Raw genomic sequence first — 20443 nt, forward strand, 5'->3', positions numbered from 1 at the left:
AGCCCCCACGACGCTGATCCCATGGTCACCGCCGTCCGTCATCTCGGACCCAACTGGTACGCCGCCGTCATGGGCACCGCCGCCGTCGCCACCGCCGGAGCCGGGCTGCCGGTGCACGTCCCCGGCCTGCGCACCGCCTGCACGGCCGTCTGGGCGCTCTCCCTGGTCCTGCTGCTCACCCTCCTCACCGCCCGTGCCCTGCACTGGACCCACCACCGCGACCAGGCCCGTGCCCACCTCCTCGACCCGGCCACGGCGCCGTTCTACGGCTGCCTGGCCATGGCGTTGCTGGCCGTCGGCGGCGGCGCGATCACCGTCGGCCGGGACTGGATCGGCGACGAGGCGGCGGTCGTACTCGACGCCGTGCTGTTCGGCGTGGGCACGGCCGTCGGGCTGGCGGCCGCCGTCGCCGTCCCGTACCTCATGGCCGTACGCCATCGCGCGGAACCGTCACAGGCCACGCCCGTGTGGCTGCTGCCGCTCGTCGCGCCCATGGTGTCCGCGGCGCTCGGCCCGCTCCTGGTGCCGCACCTGCCGCCCGGACAGGCCCAGGAGACGCTGCTGCTGGCGTGCTTCGCCATGTTCGGGCTCAGCCTGCTGGCCACGCTGCTGATGCTGCCGCTGGTCTTCGCCCGTCTGATCACTCAAGGACCGCTCCCGCTCGTCCTCACGCCGACCCTGTTCCTGGTGCTGGGCCCGCTCGGGCAGTCCACCACCGCGGTCGGCACGTTCGCGGACGTCGCCCCCGGAGTGCTCCCGCCGCCGTACAGCGAGGGCTTCGGCCTCCTGGCCGTCCTCTACGGCGTCCCCGTCATGGGTTTCGCCCTGCTCTGGTCCGGGCTCGCCACCGCCCACGTCCTGCGCGCCCGACGGCACGGCCTGGGCTTCGCGATGACGTGGTGGGCGTTCACCTTCCCGGTCGGCACCTGCGTCACCGGCGCCGGGGCCCTGGCCCGGCACACCGGACTCGTCGTCTACGAGATCCTCGCCATCGGCCTGTACGGCGTACTCGTCGCCGCCTGGACCGTCGCCGCCGTGCGCACCGCCCGGGGTCTGCTCAACGGCACGCTGCTCGCAGCGCCGCGCCCAGCACTCGCGGCGCCTCGGCCAGCGACGGCCCGTACCACGTCAGGTGCCGTCCGCTGACCAGCGCGCAGGGCAGGCCGGGGAACGCCTCGGGGCCGTCGGCGGCGGTGAAGCGGTACGGCTCGTCGGGGAGGACCACGACGTCCGGGGCCGCCGCCAGGAGGTCGTCGAGGGGGATGCGGGGGTAGCGGTCCTCGTGGGTCGCGTGCAGGTGGTCGACGCCGAGGCGGGCCAGGACGTCGCCCGCGAAGGTGTCGCGGCCCAGCACCATCCAGGGGCGGCGCCAGATCGGGACCACTGCCGTCGTCCGCCGGGCCGGGACCGGCAGCGACGACCAGGCCGCCTCCGCCTCCTCCAGCCAGCGCGGGCGGGCCGTCGCACCGCAGGCGTCCAGCACACGGGCCAGCTCTCGGAAGGCCTGCGGTACGTCCCGCACCTCGGTGACCAGGACCTCGACACCGGCCGCGCGGAGAGCGGCGAGGTCGGGTTCGCGGTTCTCCTCCTCGTTGGCGAGCACCAGGTCGGGGGCGAGGGCGAGGATCCGGTCGACCTTGGGGTTCTTCGTGCCGCCGACGCGCGTGACGTCCAGGTCGGCCGGGTGGCTGCACCAGTCCGTCGCCCCGACCAGGACACCGGGGGCCGACACGGCCACGGCCTCCGTCAGGGACGGCACGAGCGAGACGACCCGCATCAGCGCCCCGGCCGGTCCCGGACCGCCTCGATGTGCTCGGCCACCGCGACGACGACCACGCGCGTCTCCGGCACCGTCGCCCGCCAGCGGTGGCGCACCCCGCCGGTGAGGTACAGGGTGTCGCCCCGGCCCAGGCGGTAGGCGCGGCCCTCGGCCTCGATCTCCACGGCGCCGTCGGCGACGTACATCAACTGGTCGTTGCGGTACTGGAATTCACGGCCCGCGTCATGGTCGCCGGTGAACTCCGAGGCGTGCATCTGATGGTGACCCCGCACCAGGGAACGTGTCCGTGGTTCCGGCGCCGGCTCGGTGGTCTCGGCGCGGACCACGTCGACGCTGCACGCCGGGTCCGCGGCGGCGAGGAGTTCCACGGCGGTCGTACGCAGCGCGTCGGCGACCTTCTCGAGGGAGCTCCTGCTGGGCCGCGCCCGGTCGTTCTCGATCTGGCTCAGGAAGGGCACGGACAGGCCGCTGCGCTCGGACACGACGGCGAGGGTGAGGTCCAGCGCGCGGCGGCGTCGCCGCACGGCCGCGCCCACCCGAAGGGGCTGTTCTTTGTGGTCGCCCATCCCTCCGGCTCCCTCCATCGCTCGTCGGTCCGCTGTCCTCGCGCCCGTCGCCCGGCGCACACCTTCTGTTGAGTTCTCTGCACCCTACGCATGTTCGGCAAACCGTTTCATGCGCCCGTCACATCGACGACACGTCAGGGGGACTACGACCCATGGGTTCGCGCCAGCCGATCGGCTCCCGGGACGCGCACGCCGCCCCCGAGTCACCGCTGACCCCTGATCAGCACCATTATCTCGTGTTCATTTCAATGCTGCGTCGGCTTCCCGTGTTCCCTGGTGGGTGCGGGTGGAGTGCCCGGCCCGGGAGGAAGCGGCGGGCAGGGCCGGGGGCGAGGCGTAGCGCTCTGTGGTTGGCCGGATCCTTCCCGTGCACGCGGACAGGTGGCGGCACGGACGCGCATACGGAAACCGGGTGCGGGATTCACGTACGCATGAATCCCGCACCCGGTTGCTGTGTCACTGCCTGTGTCACTGCCTGTGTCACTGCCCGTGTCACTGCCTGTGGCTACGGCAACACCCGTCGAGCTATCCCGCGACGGGCGCCAGCTCGTCCTCGATCCCGGGGTGAGCGTCCATCCAACGGCGTGCCGACTCCTTCTCGTTTCCGGCGCCGCCCTTCTGGATCTCCACCTCCAGTGAGGCGAGTTGCTCCTCGGTCAGCTTGAAGTCCTTGAGCCAGCCACTGAGTTCGGGGAACTCCTGGCCGAAGCCCTTCTTGGCCACCGTGTGGATCTGTTCGCCCTTGCCCCAGGCGCCCTCGGGGTCCTTGAGCTTCTTCAGGTCGTACTTGCCGTACGCCCAGTGCGGCGACCACAGCGTCACCACCACGGGTTCCTTCTTCTTGATCGACCGGTCGAGCTCCGCGAGCATCGAGGACGTGCTGGACGAGACCACCTTGTACTCGCCGTCCAGGCCGTACGCCTTCAGCACCGACTTGTTCAACGTGCCCATCATCCCGGCACTCGCCTCGATACCGATGATCTTCCCGCCGAACTCCTTGCCCCGACCCTTCAGGTCGGCCAGCGAGTCGACGCCCTTCACATAGGACGGGACCGTCAGCTCCAGCGACGTCGGCCCGTACCAGGCGCCGAGGTCGTCCAGCTTGCCCTTGAAGCGGTCCATGTACTCCTTGTGCGTGGTCGGCAGCCAGCCGTCCAGCTGGACGTCCATCTGGCCTTGGGCGAGCGAGGTGTAGAGCGGCCCGGGGTCGAGCTGCTTGACGTTCGGCTTGTAGCCGCGGTCCTCCAGGATGTTCTGCCAGAGGTAGGTGGCGGCGATGGCCTCGTCCCACGGGAAGTAGCCCATGTCGACGGTCTTGCCCGCGTCCTTGCCCTGTGCCTTCGCGGCGCCGGCGACGGGGGCGAGCTTGTTCACCAGGCCGGGGTTCTTCTTCAGCCAGGCGCGGACACCGTCCTGCTCATGGCCTTCGCCGGCGGCGCGGATGTCGTTCTCCAGGCCGGTCAGCTGCTGCTCGGTGAGCTTGAAGTCCTTCAGCCACTTCGCGACGGTCGGGTCCTTCTCGGCGAAGCCCTTGTGCGCGACGGTGTGGATCTGTTCGCCCTTGCCCCAGGCGCCCTCCGGGTCCTTGAGCTTCTTCAGGTCGTACTTGCCATACGCCCAGTGCGGCGACCACAGCGTCACCACCACGGGTTCCTTCTTCTTGATCGACCGGTCCAGCTCCGCCAGCATCGAGGACGTACTGGACGAGACCACCTTGTACTCGCCGTCCAGGCCGTACGCCTTCAGCACCGACTCGTTCAGCGTGCCCATCATCCCGGCACTCGCCTCGATACCGATGATCTTCCCGCCGAACTCCTTGCCCCGACCCTTCAGGTCGGCCAGCGAGTCGACGCCCTTCACATAGGACGGGACCGTCAGCTCCAGCGACGTCGGCCCGTACCAGGCGCCCATGTCGTCGAGCTGGGAGCTGTACTTGTCCCAGTACGCCTTGTGCGTGGTCGGCAGCCAGGCGTCGGTCTGGAAGTCGATGTCGCCGCGGGCCACGCCCGAGTAGAGCGGGCCGGGGTCGAGCGGCTTGACGTCGGTCTCGTAGCCGCGCTGCTCCAGGAGCTCCTTCCACAGGTAGGTGGTGGCGGTGCCCTCGTCCCAGGGGATGTAGCCGAGGTTGATCTTCTTGCCCTGGCCGACGTCCGTACCGGCCCCGGCCTCCTTGCTGCTCCCGGAGCCGGCCAGGTTCATGCCGCCCGCGACGAGCGCGAGGATCACAACGCCGATGACCGCCACGGCGCCGCCCGGCTTGTAGTGGGCGAGCCGGAAGCGGCCCGCGGCGGCGACGGCCGCCTTGGCTGCGGCGCGCCGGCCGAGCGGGGAGACGCGCCGGCCCAGCGCTCCGGTCATCCGGTCCAGGTACATCGCGAGGATGACCACGGCGACCCCGCTCTCGGCAGCCAGGCCGACCTTGAGCTGGGTGATCGCGGAGTAGACCTGCTCGCCGAGGCCGCCGGCGCCGGCCATGCCGCCGATGACCACCATCGACAGGGCCAGCATGATGACCTGGTTGACCCCGGCCATGATCGTCGGCAGCGCGAGCGGCAGCTGGACGCGGGCCAGGGTGCTGCGCGGGCTGGTGCCGAAGGCTTCGGCGGCCTCGATCAGCTCGCCGTCCACCTGCCGGATGCCCAGCTCGGTCATCCGCACGCCCGGGGGCATGGCGAAGATGATCGTCGCGAGGAGGCCGGGGGTGGTGCCGACGCCGAAGAACATGACGCCGGGGATGAGGTAGATGAACGCCGGCATCGTCTGCATGACGTCGAGCACCGGCCGCAGCTGGGCACTGACCCGCTCGCTGCGGGCGGCCCAGATACCGAGCGGCACCGCGAACACGATGGTGATGACCGAGGCGACGAGGACGAGCGAGAGCGTGTCCATCGCGTCGTCCCACAGCCCGAGCGAATCGATCAGGGCGAGGCCGACGAAGGCCAGCGCGCCGGGCAGCAGACCGCGCAGCCAGCACGCGATCACCGCGAGGACCCCGGCCATGAGCAGCGGCTCGCCGCCACCGAGGACGGCGTTGACACCGTCGTACATGCCGCCGAGCACGGTGTTGACGAGGTCGAACAGCCAGGTCAGGTGGGACTGGAGCCAGCCCACCAGGTCTTCTATCCAGTCGCCGAAGTGGAGCCTAGGCATTGGCGATCACCTTCCCGTCGCGGGAGTCGCGCGGGTTGTCGCAGGGCGCGGGCTCGCCCTGCTGGTCGCCGAGGAGGCCGACGAGGCGTTGTCTGGGGACGCGTCCGACGAGTTTCCCGGCGGCGTCCAGGACCGCGACGGGGTGCGTCAGGCGGGCACTGATCGCGCAGAGTTCGGTGAACGGGGTGACGGTCGTCGCGGTCTCGCAGCCGCAGCTGACCTCGTCGCCGGCGATGTGCTCGTCCATGACGGCCGCCGCGGTCAGCACGCGGGAGCGGTCGACGTCCTGGATGAAGGAGGCGACGTAGTCGTTGGCGGGGCGCAGGAGGATGTCCTCCGCCGAGCCGGTCTGGACGATACGGCCGTCCCGCATGACCGCGATGCGGTCGCCGAGGCGCATGGCCTCGTTGAGGTCGTGGGTGATGAAGACGATGGTCTTCTTCAGGGTCTGCTGGAGCTGGAGCAGCTGGTCCTGCATGTCCCGGCGGATCAGCGGGTCGAGCGCGCTGAAGGACTCGTCCATGAGGAGCAGGTCGGCGTCGGTGGCGAGGGCGCGGGCGAGGCCCACGCGCTGCTGCATGCCGCCGGACAGCTCGTCGGGCCAGGACTTCTCCCAGCCGGCCAGTCCGCACAGGGCCAGCGCCTCGCCGGCGCGCTTCTCGCGCTCGGCGCGGGGCACGCCCTGCACGGCCAGACCGTAGGCGGCGTTCTCCAGCACACTGCGGTGCGGGAAGAGCGCGAAGTGCTGGAAGACCATGCTGATCTTGTTCGCGCGGACCTCGCGGAGCTCGCGGTCGCCGATCGCGGTCAGGTCCTGGCCGTCGAAGCGGACGTGACCGGCGGTCGGCTCCAGGAGCCCGTTGAGCATGCGCAGCAGGGTGGACTTGCCTGATCCGGACAGGCCCATGACGACGAAGATCTGGCCTGGTTCCACGGTGAAGGAGGCGTCGATCACGGCGGCGGTGGTGCCGTCGGCGCGCAACTCCTCCCGGTCGGCTCCTTGGCGGAGCCGTTCGACAGCCTCGTCCGGTCGTCTCCCGAACACCTTGTACAGGTGTTCGGCCTCAAGCCTGGATGCCACGGGTACCTCTTGTCTCGACGGCAAAGGAAGGGAGCGACGGGCACCGCGGCCGAGTGCGCGGGTGCGTCGCTCCGAGCGCGCGCCTGCCCTCGATCTCCGGGCACAAACGCACAAGTGGCGCAGCGCACAGGCCACGCGCATACCGCAACGCGTTGCGCAGCGGACCGCGCTGTCGGTGCCGTACGGCATGACGCGAGGCGTGACCTCGCTGTCAGTGCCGTACGGCATGATGCGAGGCGTGACCGGACGACTGATGCTCCTCGACACCGCCTCGCTCTACTTCCGCGCCTACTTCGGCGTCCCGGACTCCGTGAAGGCCCCGGACGGCACACCGGTGAACGCCGTGCGCGGGCTCCTCGACTTCATCGACCGCCTGGTCAAGGACCACCGCCCGGACGCGCTGGTGGCCTGTATGGACGCCGACTGGCGCCCCCAGTGGCGGGTCGACCTGATCCCGTCCTACAAGGCGCACCGCGTCGCCGAGGAGCACGAGGTGGGGCCGGACGAGGAGGAGGTCCCCGACACGCTGTCCCCGCAGGTGCCGGTCATCGAGGCGGTCCTGGACGCCCTCGGGATCGCGCGGGTGGGCGTCGAGGGGTACGAGGCGGACGACGTCATCGGCACCTTCACCGGGCGGGCGAAGGGCCCGGTCGACATCGTCACCGGCGACCGCGACCTGTACCAGCTGGTGGACGACGCGCGCGGGGTCCGGGTGCTGTACCCGCTCAAGGGCGTCGGCACCCTCCAGCTCACCGACGAGGCGTGGCTGCGCGAGAAGTACGGCGTCGACGGCCGTGGGTACGCGGATCTGGCGCTGCTGCGCGGCGACCCGAGCGACGGCCTCCCGGGCGTGCCCGGCATCGGGGAGAAGACGGCGGCGAAGCTGCTGGCCGAGTTCGGTGACCTGGCCGGGATCATGGCCGCGGTCGAGGACCCGAAGGCGAAGCTCACTCCCTCGCAGCGCAAGCGGCTGGACGAGTCACGGGCGTACGTCGCCGTCGCGCCGACGGTGGTGCGGGTCGCGGGCGATGTTCCGCTGCCCGACGTGGACACGACACTGCCGCGGACGCCCCGGGATCCGGCGGGGCTGGACGAGCTGGCGCTGCGGTGGGGACTTGGCGGGTCGCTCCAGCGTCTGCTGGGGACGCTGGGGGCGTGAAGGACCCGGGGGGCAGGCAGGGCGTGCGGGGCGGGTGAATGGGGATCGCGGCGCGGGGAATTCGGACCTTGCGCGCGCGACATGCGCCCTTTCATGAACGAGTCATAGCGGCATTCTCCAGGACGAGGTGCTAACTTAGGTAAACCTAAGCTTGGAACGAGGGAGGCCAGTGATGGCGCTACGCCCTGCCCGCAAGCCGCGGAAGCCCCACTCCGCGCAGGTCGTCCGTACCGAACGGCTGACCCCGCACATGCAGCGTGTGGTGCTCGGTGGCGAGGGGCTCGCCGACTTCGCGGCGGACACCTGCACGGACCACTACGTGAAGATGCTGTTCTCCCCCGAGGGCGTCAGCTATCCCGAGCCCTTCGACCTGGAGCGCATCCGCGAGGAGCTGCCGCGCGAGCAGTGGCCGGTGACGCGGACCTACACCGTGCGGGCATGGGACCCCGAGCACCGTGAGCTGACGCTGGACTTCGTCCTGCACGGCGACGAGGGCCTGGCCGGCCCGTGGGCGATGCGCGCCCAGCCCGGCGAGACCGTGCGCTTCATGGGTCCCGGCGGCGCCTACGCCCCCGACCCCGACGCCGACTGGCATCTGCTCGTCGGCGACGAGAGCGCGCTGCCCGCCATCGCCCGCTCCCTGGAGTCGCTGCCCGACGGTGCCACGGCGTACGCCTTCGTGGAGATCGCCGGCCCCGAGGAGGAGCAGAAGATCGACTCCGATGTCGAGGTGGTCTGGCTGCACCGCGGCTCCCGCCGCGTCGGCGAGGCGCTGGTGGAGGCCGTACGCGCGCTGGAGTTCCCGCAGGGCCGGGTACACGCGTTCGTGCACGGCGAGGCGCACTTCGTGAAGGAGCTGCGCCAGCTGCTGCGGGTCGAGCGCGGCGTGGCCCGCGAGGACCTGTCGATCTCCGGTTACTGGCGGCTCGGCCACGACGAGGACGGCTGGCAGGCCTCCAAGCGCGATTGGAACGCCCGGATCGAGGCGGAGCAGGAGGGCGCGGCACCGGCCGCGTAGCCCTGCGTCGACACGCGACAGGGGCGACACCCCGAACACCGTTCTGCTTGAACGCGGTTCGAGGTGCCGCCCCTTTTCCCATGCCCGGATGCCGCGACGAACGCCTCGTCCGGCCGCCACAAAGATGGCCGGTACAAGAGGCGCACCGAACCCAGGGGGCGTGAGACCGCGCGACCGGCGGCCCCGGAGTCCGCTCCGCGCGCCGGGAAGTACACCCTTTCCCACGGCCGGAAACCATCGCATGGTGCGAAGAGGTGGGCTGTCAGGGAGAGTTGACGGCATGAGGGTGTCGCACCCGGGGCCCGTGGGGGTGGTGTCCCGATGGCCGCGACGGTCGGCACTGCGACACGGGACCGCCACGCCGGGCAGGCTGAGCAGGGACGCGACGCATGCCCCCGGGTCTGCGGCGCCCTCCGCCGCCCCCGCGAGGCGGCCGCCGGACGCACGCCGACGCGGTCGGCAGCCCGCCGAGGTCGATCGTCCGGCGATGCGAATTCGTCCCGGAACGGTCACTCGCGTTCAGCTGTAACCAGCCTCGGACAGTTGACTAAACCGGTAGGCGCACTGGAAGGTGGACGAGATCAACGACCGCGTCGCCGACGCCGCGGTCGCGGCGGTGGTGACCACCGATTATCTGCGCCGTTCGGCGGTCGTCCTGAACACCACGACCGACGACACGTCCCGGCGCGCGGCTGACGAGGCCCCGCTCGACCGGTTCAGTCAGTGGGTCCCCTCCGTACACAAGTCAGCCACGCCGCAGTCGCAGCGTATGGAGCACAGCGCGTAGTTCATGGTTTTGGTCGACTCCGTCACCCGGAGGGCAACATGAAAGGCTCTGCTCCTGGTAAGTCGCCTGGGGCCTCCCCGTGGTCGAGCTCGCACCTGATGCGGTGCGCTTCGCCCCGACCGTCATATCCGCCCGCGCGCAAGACGCCGCCGACTGATCCACGTCATTCCAGCAACGAAGTCGATCAGGAGGTGCCTCGATGACTGTTGTGGACACCATGCCCGCGCCGCCGGAGGGTTTCCGGGTTCCTGCCCTCCACGGTCCGGTCGAGGTGCGGCTGCATCCCAAAGCCGACCGAGTGCAGGAGAGTCTCCTGCAGTGGGCGTCCTTACACGGACTGTTCAGGAATTCACGGCAGCGTGAGCGGTTCGCGCACAGCGGATTCGCCCGCTTCGCCGGCTACACCTACCCGCGGGTCGCCGCCCTGGAGACGGTGGCGTGGTGGCACGGTCACAACTGGCTGGTGGACGATTTCCTGGACGACCCTCGCACGGACGACGCACAGGCGGAGAGGCTTGTCGCCGATCTGCTGGCACAGTTGCCGGTTGATCTCAGGGACCGGCACAAGCCCAAGGATCCCTTGGCTGCTGCCGCCGCGGACCTGTGGCGGCGTACGGCTCCGGCGCGTTCGTCGGCCTGGCGCAGCCGCTACCGGGCCCACTACCGTGACTGGCTTGCCCTGTCCCTGCGAGCCCGACCGCACCGGCAGGGCCGCCGCGCCCCGTTGAGCGTGCCCAGTTACATACGGCGTCGGCGGCTGCACTCAGGCGCCGAGATGACCTTCGATCTCTTGGAGGTCGGTCACGACCGAGAACTGCCCGAGACCGTCGCCGGGAGTGATCTGTACCGGATGGTACGGTTTGCCGCGAACGACGCGATCAGCTGGACGAACGACCTGTATTCACTCCCCAAGGATCTCGCGGCAGGCGACTCGGACCATCTCACCGCCGTGGTCCGACAAGCCCGTGGTGGCACCTGGAGCGATGCCGCCCGCAAGGCGGCCCGTATGGTTCACGAAGCCACCGCGGACTTCCTGACCGCGTGCGACGACCTGCGGGCCATGCGAGGGCTCTACGAGGTCACCGACGCCCAGTGGGCGTTCGTCGACGACTCACTGGAGGACCTGGCCCTGTGGATCAGCGGCAGCCTTCACTGGCACGAGCACACGCCCCGTTACCGACTCTCGTCTGAGGCAGGATCGTTCGGCCTGCACCTCACGGATCATGACGAGGAGCTCCTCGACGACGCAGGTCACGGCGGTCGGCACAGCTGAGTGGTCCGCTCGTCGCGGGCCGACGGATCTACGGCGCCGTACCCTTGATCGTGATGCGACGCCGTACCCCGCCCCCGCCCTCCCCCCTGCCGCAGCGCGACGGGGTGGATGCCGTACGGGTGCGATTGCCGGCCGGGGACGCATGGGCGACCGTGCGGGATCATCTCGTGGCTCGGCTCGCGGCCGAGCCCGGGGTGATCGACGCCATGCTCGACGCGGGGCGCGTCGTGGACGCGGCCGGGCGTCCGGTACCACGGGACATGGCGTACGTACCGGGCATGTTCGTGTGGTTCCACCGGGAACTTCCCACTGAGGAACGTGTGCCGTACGAGGTCGACGTCGTCTATCGGGACGAGCACGTGGTGGTGGCCGACAAGCCGCACTTCCTGGCCACGACCCCGCGCGGCAGCCATGTCACCGAGACGGCTCTGGCCCGGCTGCGGCGGCAGCTGGGCATCCCCGCGCTGGGCGCGGCGCACCGGCTGGACCGGCTGACTGCCGGGCTGGTGCTGTTCACCGTGCGGCCGGAGGAGCGCGGGGCGTACCAGTCGCTGTTCCGCGACCGGCGGGTGGCGAAGGAGTACGAGGCGGTGGCCCCGTACAGCCCGACGCTGGCTCTCCCTCGTACCGTGCGCAGCCGGATCGTCAAGGAGCGCGGGGTCATGGCGGCCCGCGAGGTCACGGGTGAGCCGAACGCCGTGAGCAGGGTCGAGCTGCTGGAGCACCGAGACGGGCGTGCCCGGTACCGGCTGACACCGAGTACCGGGCAGACGCACCAACTACGGGTGCACATGAGCGCCTTGGGGGTGCCGATCCTCGGCGATCCCCTCTATCCGGTCGTAACCGGCCCCGTGCCGGCCGGTGACTTCCGCCGTCCGCTCCAACTGCTGGCGAAGGTGCTGGAGTTCACCGATCCGGTCACCGGGCGCGAGCACCGGTTCGTCAGCCCGCGTGTACTGCGGGCCTGGTCGTCGTACGAGGAGTGGGCCGGGTGACTCCCGTGCCCCGGCGGCTCACTCGCCGCGCCACCAGCGCAGAACCCGCTGGAACAGCCTCGGTCGGCGGACCGGTTCGGGCGTCGGGATCGGGGCGGAGCCCGGGACGCTGGGCGCAGCGGTCGGCTCCGGAGCCGGCGGCTGCGCCTGGGGCACACTGAACGACCGGTTGCCCAGGCGCTGCGCCGACAGCGGGTGCTGGGGGCCCATCGAGTCGTCCTGCTGGGGCTTGGGCGCGAACTGCACCGGCAGTTCCACCAGATGCCGGTTCGAGATGCTCTCCCGCCACTGCAGTTCCTCCTCGTCGCAGTCGAGCTCGACATCGGGAAGGCGGGTCAGCAGCGCGTCGACGCCGACGTCGGCGATGGCACGGCCGATGTCCTGGCCCGGACACTCATGGGGACCACCGCTGAAGGCGAGGTGCGAGCGGTTGCCCTGCATGTTGGCCCCCGTGTCGGGGCGGACGCGCGGGTCGACGTTGCCCGGCGCGATACCCATGAGAAGTCCGTCGCCCTGGCGGATACGCTGCCCGCCCAGTTCGGTCTCCCGCTTGGCGAAATAGCCCAGCACGGTGCTGAACGGCGGCTCGTCCCACATGGACTGTTCGACCGCCTGGGGCACCGTCATCTGTCCGCCGCTGAGCTGAGCGCGGAACCGCGGGTCGGTGAGCACCACGCGCAGCACGTTGGCGAGAAGGTTGGCGGTGCTTTCGTACGCGACGATCAGGACGAGGCGCAGATGCTGGCCGACCTCTTCGTCGGTGAGTCGCGCCGGGTGGTTGATCAGATGGCTGGTGAAGTCGTCCTGGGGTTCGGCCCTGCGGCGGGCGGTGAGCCGCATCAGGACGCCCATGATGTACTCGTTGCTCGCGATGGCGGTCTCGGTGCCCTTGGGCAGGTCGCGTGCGGCCTGCACGAGGCGGTCGTTGTACTCCTCGGGCATGCCGAGGATCTCGCACATCACCATCATCGGCAGGCGCTCGGCGAACTGGGCGACCAGCTCGGCCCCGCCCTCCTCACAGAACTGGTTGACGAGGTGCTGGGTCGCGCGGTTGATGTGACGACGGATGCCCCGGTGGTCAATGGTCGAGATGGCACCGGTGACCGCGCCCCTCAGCCGCAGGTGCTCGTCGCCCTCGGCGTAACAGCACAGTGGCTGCCAGGCGAGATGCGGCATGAGCGGGTGATCGGGTTTCACGCTCCCGTCCTGCAGTCGGGCCCACAAACGGGTGTCCCGGCTGTACTGCGAGGGCGTACGCACCATGTGCATGTTCTCGGTATGACCGAGCACCACCCACACCGGCACATCCTCGTGCAGCAGTGCGGGAGCCACGGGCCCGTGCTCGGCACGGAGTTTCTCGTACACGGCTCCCAGGTCCTCCGCGTCGGGGCCGTACAGCCGGCGCAGCCCGCCGGGGCCGATGCCGTGCGCGGGGCAGCCGGGGGGCGGGACGGCCGTGGAGTCGTCCGTACCGGTCGGGAAGAGGGATTCAGGCGTCACGATGGTCGCTCCGAAGCTGAGGTGAATCCGGTGTACAGAGGTGAGAGGGGGGTGGCGGGGGTGGGGGCGGCTAGGCGGGGGCCTTCGCCATGGCCAGCGCGTGCAGGAAGCGCATGAGGGTCATCAGGACGTCCCGGCTGGAGGCCCGGCGGCGTACGTCGCACTCGACGATGGGGATCTCCTCGGGCAGGTCGAGTGCCGTACGGAGTTCGGCGACGGGGTAACGGGGCGCGTCCGGGAAGGTGTTGACGGCCACCACGAAGGGCACGCCGCGTTCCTCCAGCCGTCCCATGACGTCGAAGCTGACCTCCAGGCGGCGGGTGTCGATCAGCACGACCGCGCCCAGCGCACCGTCGAACAGCCCGTTCCACAGGAACCAGAAGCGCTCCTGGCCGGGGGTGCCGAAGAGATACAGCACGAGCTGCTCGGTGATGCTGATGCGACCGAAGTCCATCGCGACGGTGGTGGCCGTCTTGGTGTCCGAGCCGAAGTTGTCGTCGACGCCGATGCCCGCCTGCGTCATGGTCTCTTCGGTGGTCAGCGGCCTGATCTCGCTGACCGAGCCGACCATGGTCGTCTTGCCGACACCGAAGCCGCCCACGATCACGATCTTGACCGCGGCCTCTGCCGTGTGCGGCAGCTGGTCCTCGGTCCGGGGGCCGGGGACGGTGTCAGAGCCTTTGAAGTCCATGCATCACCGCTTCGAGGATTGAACGGTCGGCGACGGACTGGCGCACGATCGGGTTGCGGGCCGTCACCAGTCCGGCCGTCAGCATGTCGGTGAGCAGCACCGTCATCATGCTGAACGGCAGGTTGAGGTAGGCCGACAGCTCGGCCACGGACAGGGGGGTGGAACAGAGCCGGAGCAGCGCCGACTGCTCGGGCGTGGCGGAGGGCGGGGGCTCGGCGCGCGCCACGATTAACGTGACGAGGTCGAGGTCGCCGTCGCGCTCGCCGCCGTCCGGTCCGGCGACCACGAAGAGCCGCTCGGGGTTCTTCGGCTTGCCGGCCCTGGGGGGTGGTGAGGGCGGTTGTTGCTTGGGGACTCGCCGCTGGCGTTGCGGAGGAGTCATACGGTCTGCCCGTTGCGCCTGGGAGGACTGGTGAGATGGGCACCGATGCGGGCGACGAGGTCGGACATGCGGTTGCTCATGCGGCCGGGTTCGGCGAACGTGTCGGAGAGCACGGCGAGATAGGCGTTGGCGCCGGCGGCCATCAGATAGAAGTAGCCGCCGTTGATCTCGATGAGGACCATCTTCATCTTGCCGTCGCTGTTCGGGATCTCCGTGGCGACAGCGCTCGCCAGGCTCTGCAGCCCCGCGCACGCCGCGGCGACGCGGTCGGCGGTGTCCGGGTCACCGCCGTAGCGGGCGATGCGCAGACCGTCGGCGGAGAGCACGACGATCATCTCGATGCCCGGTACGCCGTCGTGGAGCTCCTTGAGCATCCAGTCGAAGTTGGCGCGCTGCTGGATCACTTGATGTCCCCCTCGTCGTCGGCCTCGGGGCGGGCCGGTTGGGCGGGTTGGGCGGGTTGGGTTCGCGGCTTGAGCGTGAGCGGGTCGGGCTTGTCCTTGAGTCCGTTCCAGAACGCCTCGACCCACGCGCCGGGAACGGACTCGTCCTTCGCCGGCTCGGGCTCGGGGTCCGGCTTGGGCGTGGACCAGATGGTCGGCCTGCCCTCGCGCTCGGCCTGCTCGATGGCGGCCTGCTCGGCGATGCGCTTGCTGAGCGGGGTCTTGACCCGGCTGCGGCGCTGGGGCAGCCCGCCCGCGGTCCATTCGGTGACGACGGGGACGTCGTCCTCCATGGAGGCCATGGCCGCGGTGATCTTCGGGCTGGTGGGGCGCCGCTTCTTGGGGGCGCGCTTGGGGCCCTCGAGCGCGTCGGGGTCGGCCTTGGGCGCGGCCCCGGCGCCGATGCCGTGGGCGAGTCCGGGAGCGGGGTCGTTGGTCATCATCTCGCGCGGCACGACGAGGATGGCGCGCACACCGCCGTACGCGGAGGAGCGCAGCGAGACCTGCATGTTGAAGGCCGTGCAGAGACGGCCGACGACGGCGAGGCCGAGGCGCGGGGACTCACCGATGTCCTGGAGGTCGGTGCCCTGCTTGGCGCGTTCGAGCATGCCCTCGACCCGGGCGCGGGCCTCCTCGCTGAGGCTGACGCCGGAGTCCTCGATCTCGATCGCGACCCCGGTCTGCACCTCGGTGGCGGTGACGTGCACCTTGGTCTGCGGCGGCGAGTAGCGGGTGGCGTTGTCGAGGAGTTCGGCCGCAGCGTGGATGATCGGCTCGACGGAGATCCCGGCGATGTTGACCTGGGCGATGGAGTCCAGGCTGATGCGCCGGTACTCCAGGATCCGCGACATGGCGCCGCGCAGCACGCTGTACAGCGGAACGGGGTCGGGCCACTGACGGCCCGGTCGGCCGCCGCCGAGCACGGAGATCGAGTCGGCGAGACGGCCGATCAGCATGGTGCCGTGGTCGATGCGCAGCAGGTCGTCGAAGACCTCGGGGTTACGTCCGTGGTCCTCCTCCATCTCCCGGAGTTCCACGGCCTGTTGGTGCACGATCGACTGGACGCGGCGGGCGATGTTGACGAACGAGCGCTGGGCGGAGTCGCGGAGCGCTTCCTGGTGGTCGACGAGGTCGAGCATCGACTGCACCAACGACAGTTCCGCCCGGGAGAGATGGGCGTAGGACGGGTCGAGCTTGGCGAGGTCGCGCATCACCTCATAGGTGGAAGCGCCGCGCTGCAGCCGGTTGATCGCGGCGGGCGTGATCTCCGTGGCGAGCCGGTCCATCGCCTCGTCGTGGGCGGCGACGCGCCCTTCCAGATACGCGGTGTGACGGGCGTGCTCGGCCCGCAGATCCCGCAGCGCGCGGCCGCGGCGCACGACTTCGGCCGCGGACACCAGCACCAGCAGCATGGCCACGGCACCGCACACGCCGACGGCCGTCCGGGCCGGCTCCGTCACCACGGCGACGGCAGCTCCGGTCGCCGCGGCCATCGCTATGGCCGGCAGCAACAGCACGCGCGCGTACGGGAGTTCACGGCGACTGGGCTGGGATTGAACGCTCACCATGTGGGCCCTCTGAAACGAATCGGGTGGGTGTAGGGGGAGCTTGCAGGGGGGAATGTCATGGGTATGTCGGAATCTTCTGCATGATTGGGGAACAAGCGCACGATTACACCTCAACTCGGTGCGCTGCGGGCGAGCTTAGTCCGACCGGATCATCGCTGTGTCATATTCAGCAAGCACCTGAAATGGGGTGCGCGGCGGTAGTACGCTCGGCTCCATTTATACGCTCGGATTACATTCGTACACGCTGCGTCATGGCGCACGGGCGTGCGAAGATACTCACCGTGACGGGTGAAGAGCGGATTCCGGCGGATGCCCGCTGCGCTGCCTTCCGCGATACCTGCCGCGGATGCCTGCCCGGAGCGGCAAAAAAGAAAGGCAAGGAGGTCTCCGACTCCTTGCCACTCTCAACTTATAGCGCACCGGGGGGCTTGCGGCAAGGCCCCCGTCATACCGCAGAATCTCCGGCCTAGGCCAAAGACCTGCGGAAACGGGGAGTCGCGAAGTGCGTGTGCTGTTGTCGACCTATGGGTCGCGGGGGGATGTCGAGCCGATGGTCGGCCTGGCGGTGCGGTTGCGGGAGCTCGGTGCCGAGGTACGGGTGTGCGCTCCGCCGGACGAGGACTTCGCGCGACGGCTGGCCGGCGTCGACGTACCGCTGGTGCCGGTCGGCCCGTCGGCGCGCGCGCTGACGAAGGCGGTGGCGCCGCCGTCGTCGATGCCCCGGCGTGCGGCCGAGGTGATCGCCGGGCAGTTCGAGGTGATGCCCGCGGCGGCCGAGGGATGCGATGTGCTGGTGGCGACCGGCATGATGCCGGCCGCGGCAGGTGCCCGTTCGGTGGCCGAGAAGCTGGGCATCCCCTCCGTGTCCGTCACCTTCCAGCAGCTCACGCTGCCGTCGCCGCACCGCCCGCCGCTCGCCTACCGGGGCCGCCCGTTCCCGCCGGAGGTGACCGACAACCGGGCGCGGTGGGAGCTGGACGCCCAGAGCATCGACGCGCTGTTCGGTGAGGCGCTCAACACCAACCGGACGTCGATCGGCCTGCCACCGGTGGCGCACGTCCGCGACTACGTCATCGGAGACCGGCCGTGGGTGGCGACGGACCCGGTCCTGGACCCCCTGCACGAGATGCCGGGCCTCGACGCCGTCCAGACCGGCGCGTGGATCGCACCCGACGTCCGCCCGCTGCCGGCCGAACTGGAGACCTTCCTGGACGCCGGCACCCCGCCGGTGTACGTCGGCTTCGGCAGCATGCCCCTGCACGACTCGACGGACGCCGCCCAGGTGGCCGTCGACGCGGTACGCGCCCAGGGCCGCCGCGTCCTGGTCTCCCGCGGCTGGGCCGACCTCGCCCTGATCGACGACCGGGACGACTGCCTCGCCGTGGGCGAGGCCAACCACCAGGCGCTGTTCGCCCGGGTGGCCGCCGTCATGCACCACGGCGGCGCGGGGACGACGACCACGGCCGCCCGGGCCGGCGCACCCCAGGTCGTCGTGCCCCAGCTCGCGGACCAGCCGTACTGGGCCAGCCGGGTCGCCGACCTCGGCATCGGCGCGGCACACGACGGCCCGACGCCCACCTTGAAGTCCCTGTCCGCCGCGCTCGAAACGGCGCTCACGCCCGAGACCCGCACGCGAGCGACCGCCCTGGCGGCGACGATCCGCACCGACGGGACGGACGTAGCCGCGAAGCTGCTGCTCGACGGGGCCTTCTGAGGACAGCCGCGTCCCACTGCACCGCTGCACCCCCGCGACGCCGCAACACCGCAACACCGCAACACCGCAACACCGCAACATCGGAACACCGCAACACCGCATTCAACCGCCCCCCTTTCGGAGCTGATGCCTTGAAACCCCTCACCACCGCCAGCGCGTTCGCCCTCCCGGACCGCCTCTCCCCCAAGGCCGACCCGACCCTGATCGCCGGCGACGAGCAGCACTTCGCGGCCATCGCGGAGTGCCTCGAACAGTCGATCGCCGAGCTCACCGACCGCCTCGGCGCGGCACGCAGGGCTCCCGGCGGCAAGGGTCAGCAGGCCATGGACCGGGACATCGAGGTCCACCGGCTGACCGCGCGCCTGCACACCCTGCGCCGCTTCGGCCTGGACCTGTGCCTGGGGCACATGGTCGGCGCGGACGGCTCCGAGCCCGTGTACATCGGACGCCTCGGCCTGACGGACAGCACCGGCCGGCGCCTGCTGCTCGACTGGCGCTCCCCGGCCGCCGAGCCGTTCTTCGGCGCCACCCACGCCAACCCGATGGGGCTGGCCGGACGCCGTCGGTATCGCTGGACCGACGGCCGGATCAGCGACTACTGGGACGAGGTGTTCACCCCGGACGGGTTGGCCGGGCATCATGCCGCCCTCGACGACCAGTCCGCCTTCATCGCCAGCCTGGGCAGCGACCGGTCGCCCCGGATGAGGGACGTGCTCGGCACGATCCAGGCCGACCAGGACGCCATCATCCGCGCGGGATCCCGGGGTGCCCTCGTCGTCGACGGCGGCCCGGGCACCGGCAAGACCGTCGTCGCCCTGCACCGCTCCGCCTACCTCCTCCACGCCGACCCCCGCCTCGGTCACCGCCGCGGCGGCGTGCTCTTCGTCGGCCCGCACCGCCCGTACCTGGCCTACGTCTCCGACGTCCTGCCCAGCCTCGGCGAGGAGGGCGTTCAGACCTGCATCCTGCGCGACCTCGTCGCCGAGGGCGCCACGGCGACCGTCGAGGCCGACCCCGAGGTGGCCCGCCTGAAGTCGTCCGCGGACCTGGTCAGGGCGATCGAGAAGGCCGTCAGGTTCTACGAGGAGCCGCCCACCAAGGGCATGACGGTCACGACCCACTGGTCCGACGTCTGGCTGAGCCCGACCGACTGGGCCGTGGCGTTCGACGCGGCGGAACCCGGCACCCCGCACAACGAGGCGCGCCACCAGGTCTGGGAGGAGCTGCTCACGATCCTGGTGGACAAGCACGAAGGCAATGCCTCGACGCAGGACGGCGAGGTGCCTGCCGACCTGCTGCGGCGGTCGCTGACGCAGAACAGGGAGCTGCTCACGGCCTTCAGCCGCGCATGGCCACTGCTCGAAGCGGCGGACCTGGTCAGCGACCTGTGGTCGGTACCCGCCTACCTGCGCATGTGCGCTCCCTGGCTCGGCCGCGACGACGTCCAACGGCTCCAGCGAGCGGCCGCCCACGCCTGGACGGTGTCCGACCTCCCGCTCCTGGACGCGGCGCGGCAGCGGCTCGGCGACCCGGAGGCGTCACGGCGCAAGCGCCGCCACGAGGCCACTGTCGCCGCCGAACACGAGCGCATGGGCCGCGTCGTCGACGAGCTGCTGGCGGCCCACACCTACGACGACGGCGAAGGCGTCCTGGTCATGCTGCACGGGCAGGACATGCGCAACTCCCTGGTCGACGACTCGGCCCTGCCCACCGCCGACCCGGATCTGCTCGCCGGCCCGTTCGCGCACATCGTCGTCGACGAGGCCCAGGAGCTGACCGACGCGGAGTGGCAGATGCTGCTGCTGCGCTGCCCGTCCCGAAGCCTCACTATCGTCGGCGACCGCGCCCAGGCCAGGCACGGCTTCACGGAGTCGTGGCGGGAACGCCTCGAACGAGTCGGCTTCGACCGCATCGACCTGACGTCCCTGAGCATCAACTACCGCACCCCGGAAGAGATCATGACGGCGGCCGAGCCCGTCATCCGCACCGCGCTCCCCGACGCGAACGTACCGACGTCCGTCCGCAGCTCCGGCATCCCGGTCCTCCATGGTCCCACCACGGACCTCGACGCGATCCTCCGCACCTGGCTCGCCGAGCACACCGAGGGCATCGCCTGCGTGATCGGCGCCCCCGACTTCCGCCCGACGGACCGCGTCCAGTCCCTGACCCCAGAGCTGTCGAAGGGCCTGGAGTTCGACCTGGTGATCCTGGTGGACCCTCAGACCTTCGGCGAGGGTATCCAGGGAGCAGTGGACCGCTACGTGGCGATGACAAGGGCCACCCAGCAGCTGGTCATCCTCACCTCTTGAGAGGCGGTGGGTGCGGCTACCCAGGGG

The 20443-nt window shown here is 70.5% G+C and carries 17 protein-coding genes; 8 read left to right on the forward strand and 9 right to left on the reverse strand.

The window, feature by feature from the left end; all coding sequences use genetic code 11:
- Positions 1 to 21 precede the first annotated feature (21 nt).
- A complete protein-coding gene (locus AQJ67_RS31240) occupies positions 22 to 1146 on the forward strand; it encodes a TDT family transporter (protein ID WP_062722687.1) in 1125 nt (374 codons plus the stop codon).
- Here the strand turns inward: AQJ67_RS31240 and AQJ67_RS31245 are convergent.
- From AQJ67_RS31245 to AQJ67_RS31260, 4 genes are all read right to left on the reverse strand, one after another.
- Positions 1058 to 1777 carry a helical backbone metal receptor gene (locus AQJ67_RS31245; protein WP_062722688.1) on the reverse strand — a complete coding sequence of 240 codons (720 nt, stop codon included), beginning with the start codon at positions 1775 to 1777 and terminating at the stop codon, positions 1058 to 1060. The two genes, AQJ67_RS31240 and AQJ67_RS31245, sit on opposite strands and share 89 nt — an antisense overlap.
- Complete coding sequence (locus AQJ67_RS31250; protein ID WP_062722689.1) at positions 1777 to 2346, reverse strand: helix-turn-helix domain-containing protein; 570 nt, start codon at positions 2344 to 2346, stop codon at positions 1777 to 1779. Before AQJ67_RS31250 ends, AQJ67_RS31245 begins: the two co-directional genes overlap by 1 nt.
- A 525-nt stretch (positions 2347 to 2871) precedes the next feature.
- On the reverse strand, positions 2872 to 5496 hold the full coding sequence (locus AQJ67_RS31255) for an ABC transporter permease/substrate binding protein (RefSeq protein ID WP_062722690.1): 2625 nt from the start codon (positions 5494 to 5496) through the stop codon (positions 2872 to 2874).
- The gene (locus AQJ67_RS31260) at positions 5489 to 6577 is read right to left on the reverse strand and encodes a quaternary amine ABC transporter ATP-binding protein (RefSeq protein ID WP_062722691.1); all 1089 of its coding nucleotides are present in this window, start codon (positions 6575 to 6577) and stop codon (positions 5489 to 5491) included. Before AQJ67_RS31260 ends, AQJ67_RS31255 begins: the two co-directional genes overlap by 8 nt.
- 229 nt (positions 6578 to 6806) lie before the next feature.
- Between AQJ67_RS31260 and AQJ67_RS31265 the strand changes: the two genes are divergently transcribed.
- The 5 genes from AQJ67_RS31265 (at position 6807) to AQJ67_RS31285 (ending at position 11809) form a co-directional block, all read left to right on the forward strand.
- Entirely contained in the window at positions 6807 to 7736 is a 930-nt protein-coding gene (locus AQJ67_RS31265) for a 5'-3' exonuclease (RefSeq protein ID WP_062722793.1), read from the forward strand.
- Between the two features lie 172 nt (positions 7737 to 7908).
- Positions 7909 to 8754, forward strand: coding sequence for a siderophore-interacting protein (locus AQJ67_RS31270; RefSeq protein WP_062722692.1), 846 nt, complete (start codon positions 7909 to 7911; stop codon positions 8752 to 8754).
- 571 nt (positions 8755 to 9325) lie between these two features.
- Positions 9326 to 9541 carry a DUF6192 family protein gene (locus tag AQJ67_RS31275; protein ID WP_062722693.1) on the forward strand — a complete coding sequence of 72 codons (216 nt, stop codon included), beginning with the start codon at positions 9326 to 9328 and terminating at the stop codon, positions 9539 to 9541.
- A gap of 199 nt (positions 9542 to 9740) precedes the next feature.
- The gene (locus AQJ67_RS31280) at positions 9741 to 10814 is read left to right on the forward strand and encodes a terpene synthase family protein (protein ID WP_159058856.1); all 1074 of its coding nucleotides are present in this window, start codon (positions 9741 to 9743) and stop codon (positions 10812 to 10814) included.
- A gap of 53 nt (positions 10815 to 10867) precedes the next feature.
- The gene (locus tag AQJ67_RS31285; protein ID WP_062722794.1) at positions 10868 to 11809 is read left to right on the forward strand and encodes an RluA family pseudouridine synthase; all 942 of its coding nucleotides are present in this window, start codon (positions 10868 to 10870) and stop codon (positions 11807 to 11809) included.
- Between the two features lie 18 nt (positions 11810 to 11827).
- Here the strand turns inward: AQJ67_RS31285 and AQJ67_RS31290 are convergent, their stop codons facing one another.
- The 5 genes from AQJ67_RS31290 to AQJ67_RS31310 all read right to left on the reverse strand — a co-directional run bounded on the left by AQJ67_RS31290 (position 11828) and on the right by AQJ67_RS31310 (position 16393).
- On the reverse strand, positions 11828 to 13309 hold the full coding sequence (locus AQJ67_RS31290; protein WP_062722695.1) for a cytochrome P450: 1482 nt from the start codon (positions 13307 to 13309) through the stop codon (positions 11828 to 11830).
- Between the two features lie 70 nt (positions 13310 to 13379).
- Entirely contained in the window at positions 13380 to 14000 is a 621-nt protein-coding gene (locus tag AQJ67_RS31295) for a GTP-binding protein (RefSeq protein WP_062722696.1), read from the reverse strand.
- Positions 13981 to 14382, reverse strand: coding sequence for a DUF742 domain-containing protein (locus AQJ67_RS31300; protein ID WP_062722697.1), 402 nt, complete (start codon positions 14380 to 14382; stop codon positions 13981 to 13983). The genes AQJ67_RS31295 and AQJ67_RS31300 overlap by 20 nt, the downstream gene beginning before the upstream one ends.
- On the reverse strand, positions 14379 to 14786 hold the full coding sequence (locus tag AQJ67_RS31305) for a roadblock/LC7 domain-containing protein (protein WP_062722698.1): 408 nt from the start codon (positions 14784 to 14786) through the stop codon (positions 14379 to 14381). The genes AQJ67_RS31300 and AQJ67_RS31305 overlap by 4 nt, the downstream gene beginning before the upstream one ends.
- Entirely contained in the window at positions 14783 to 16393 is a 1611-nt protein-coding gene (locus tag AQJ67_RS31310) for an ATP-binding protein (protein ID WP_079056274.1), read from the reverse strand. Before AQJ67_RS31310 ends, AQJ67_RS31305 begins: the two co-directional genes overlap by 4 nt.
- Before the next feature lie 508 nt (positions 16394 to 16901).
- Between AQJ67_RS31310 and AQJ67_RS31315 the strand changes: the two genes are divergently transcribed.
- Both AQJ67_RS31315 and helR read left to right on the forward strand, forming a co-directional pair.
- Positions 16902 to 18107: a glycosyltransferase gene (locus tag AQJ67_RS31315; RefSeq protein WP_208615078.1), complete on the forward strand. Its 1206-nt coding sequence runs from the start codon at positions 16902 to 16904 to the stop codon at positions 18105 to 18107.
- Positions 18108 to 18238: 131 nt separating this feature from the next.
- Positions 18239 to 20416 (forward strand): RNA polymerase recycling motor ATPase HelR, encoded by a 2178-nt coding sequence (gene helR / locus AQJ67_RS31320; RefSeq protein ID WP_062722701.1) that lies wholly within the window; start codon positions 18239 to 18241, stop codon positions 20414 to 20416.
- Positions 20417 to 20443 lie beyond the last annotated feature (27 nt).

The sequence above is a fragment of the Streptomyces caeruleatus genome (assembly GCF_001514235.1).
Classification (GTDB): Bacteria; Actinomycetota; Actinomycetes; order Streptomycetales; family Streptomycetaceae; genus Streptomyces; species Streptomyces caeruleatus.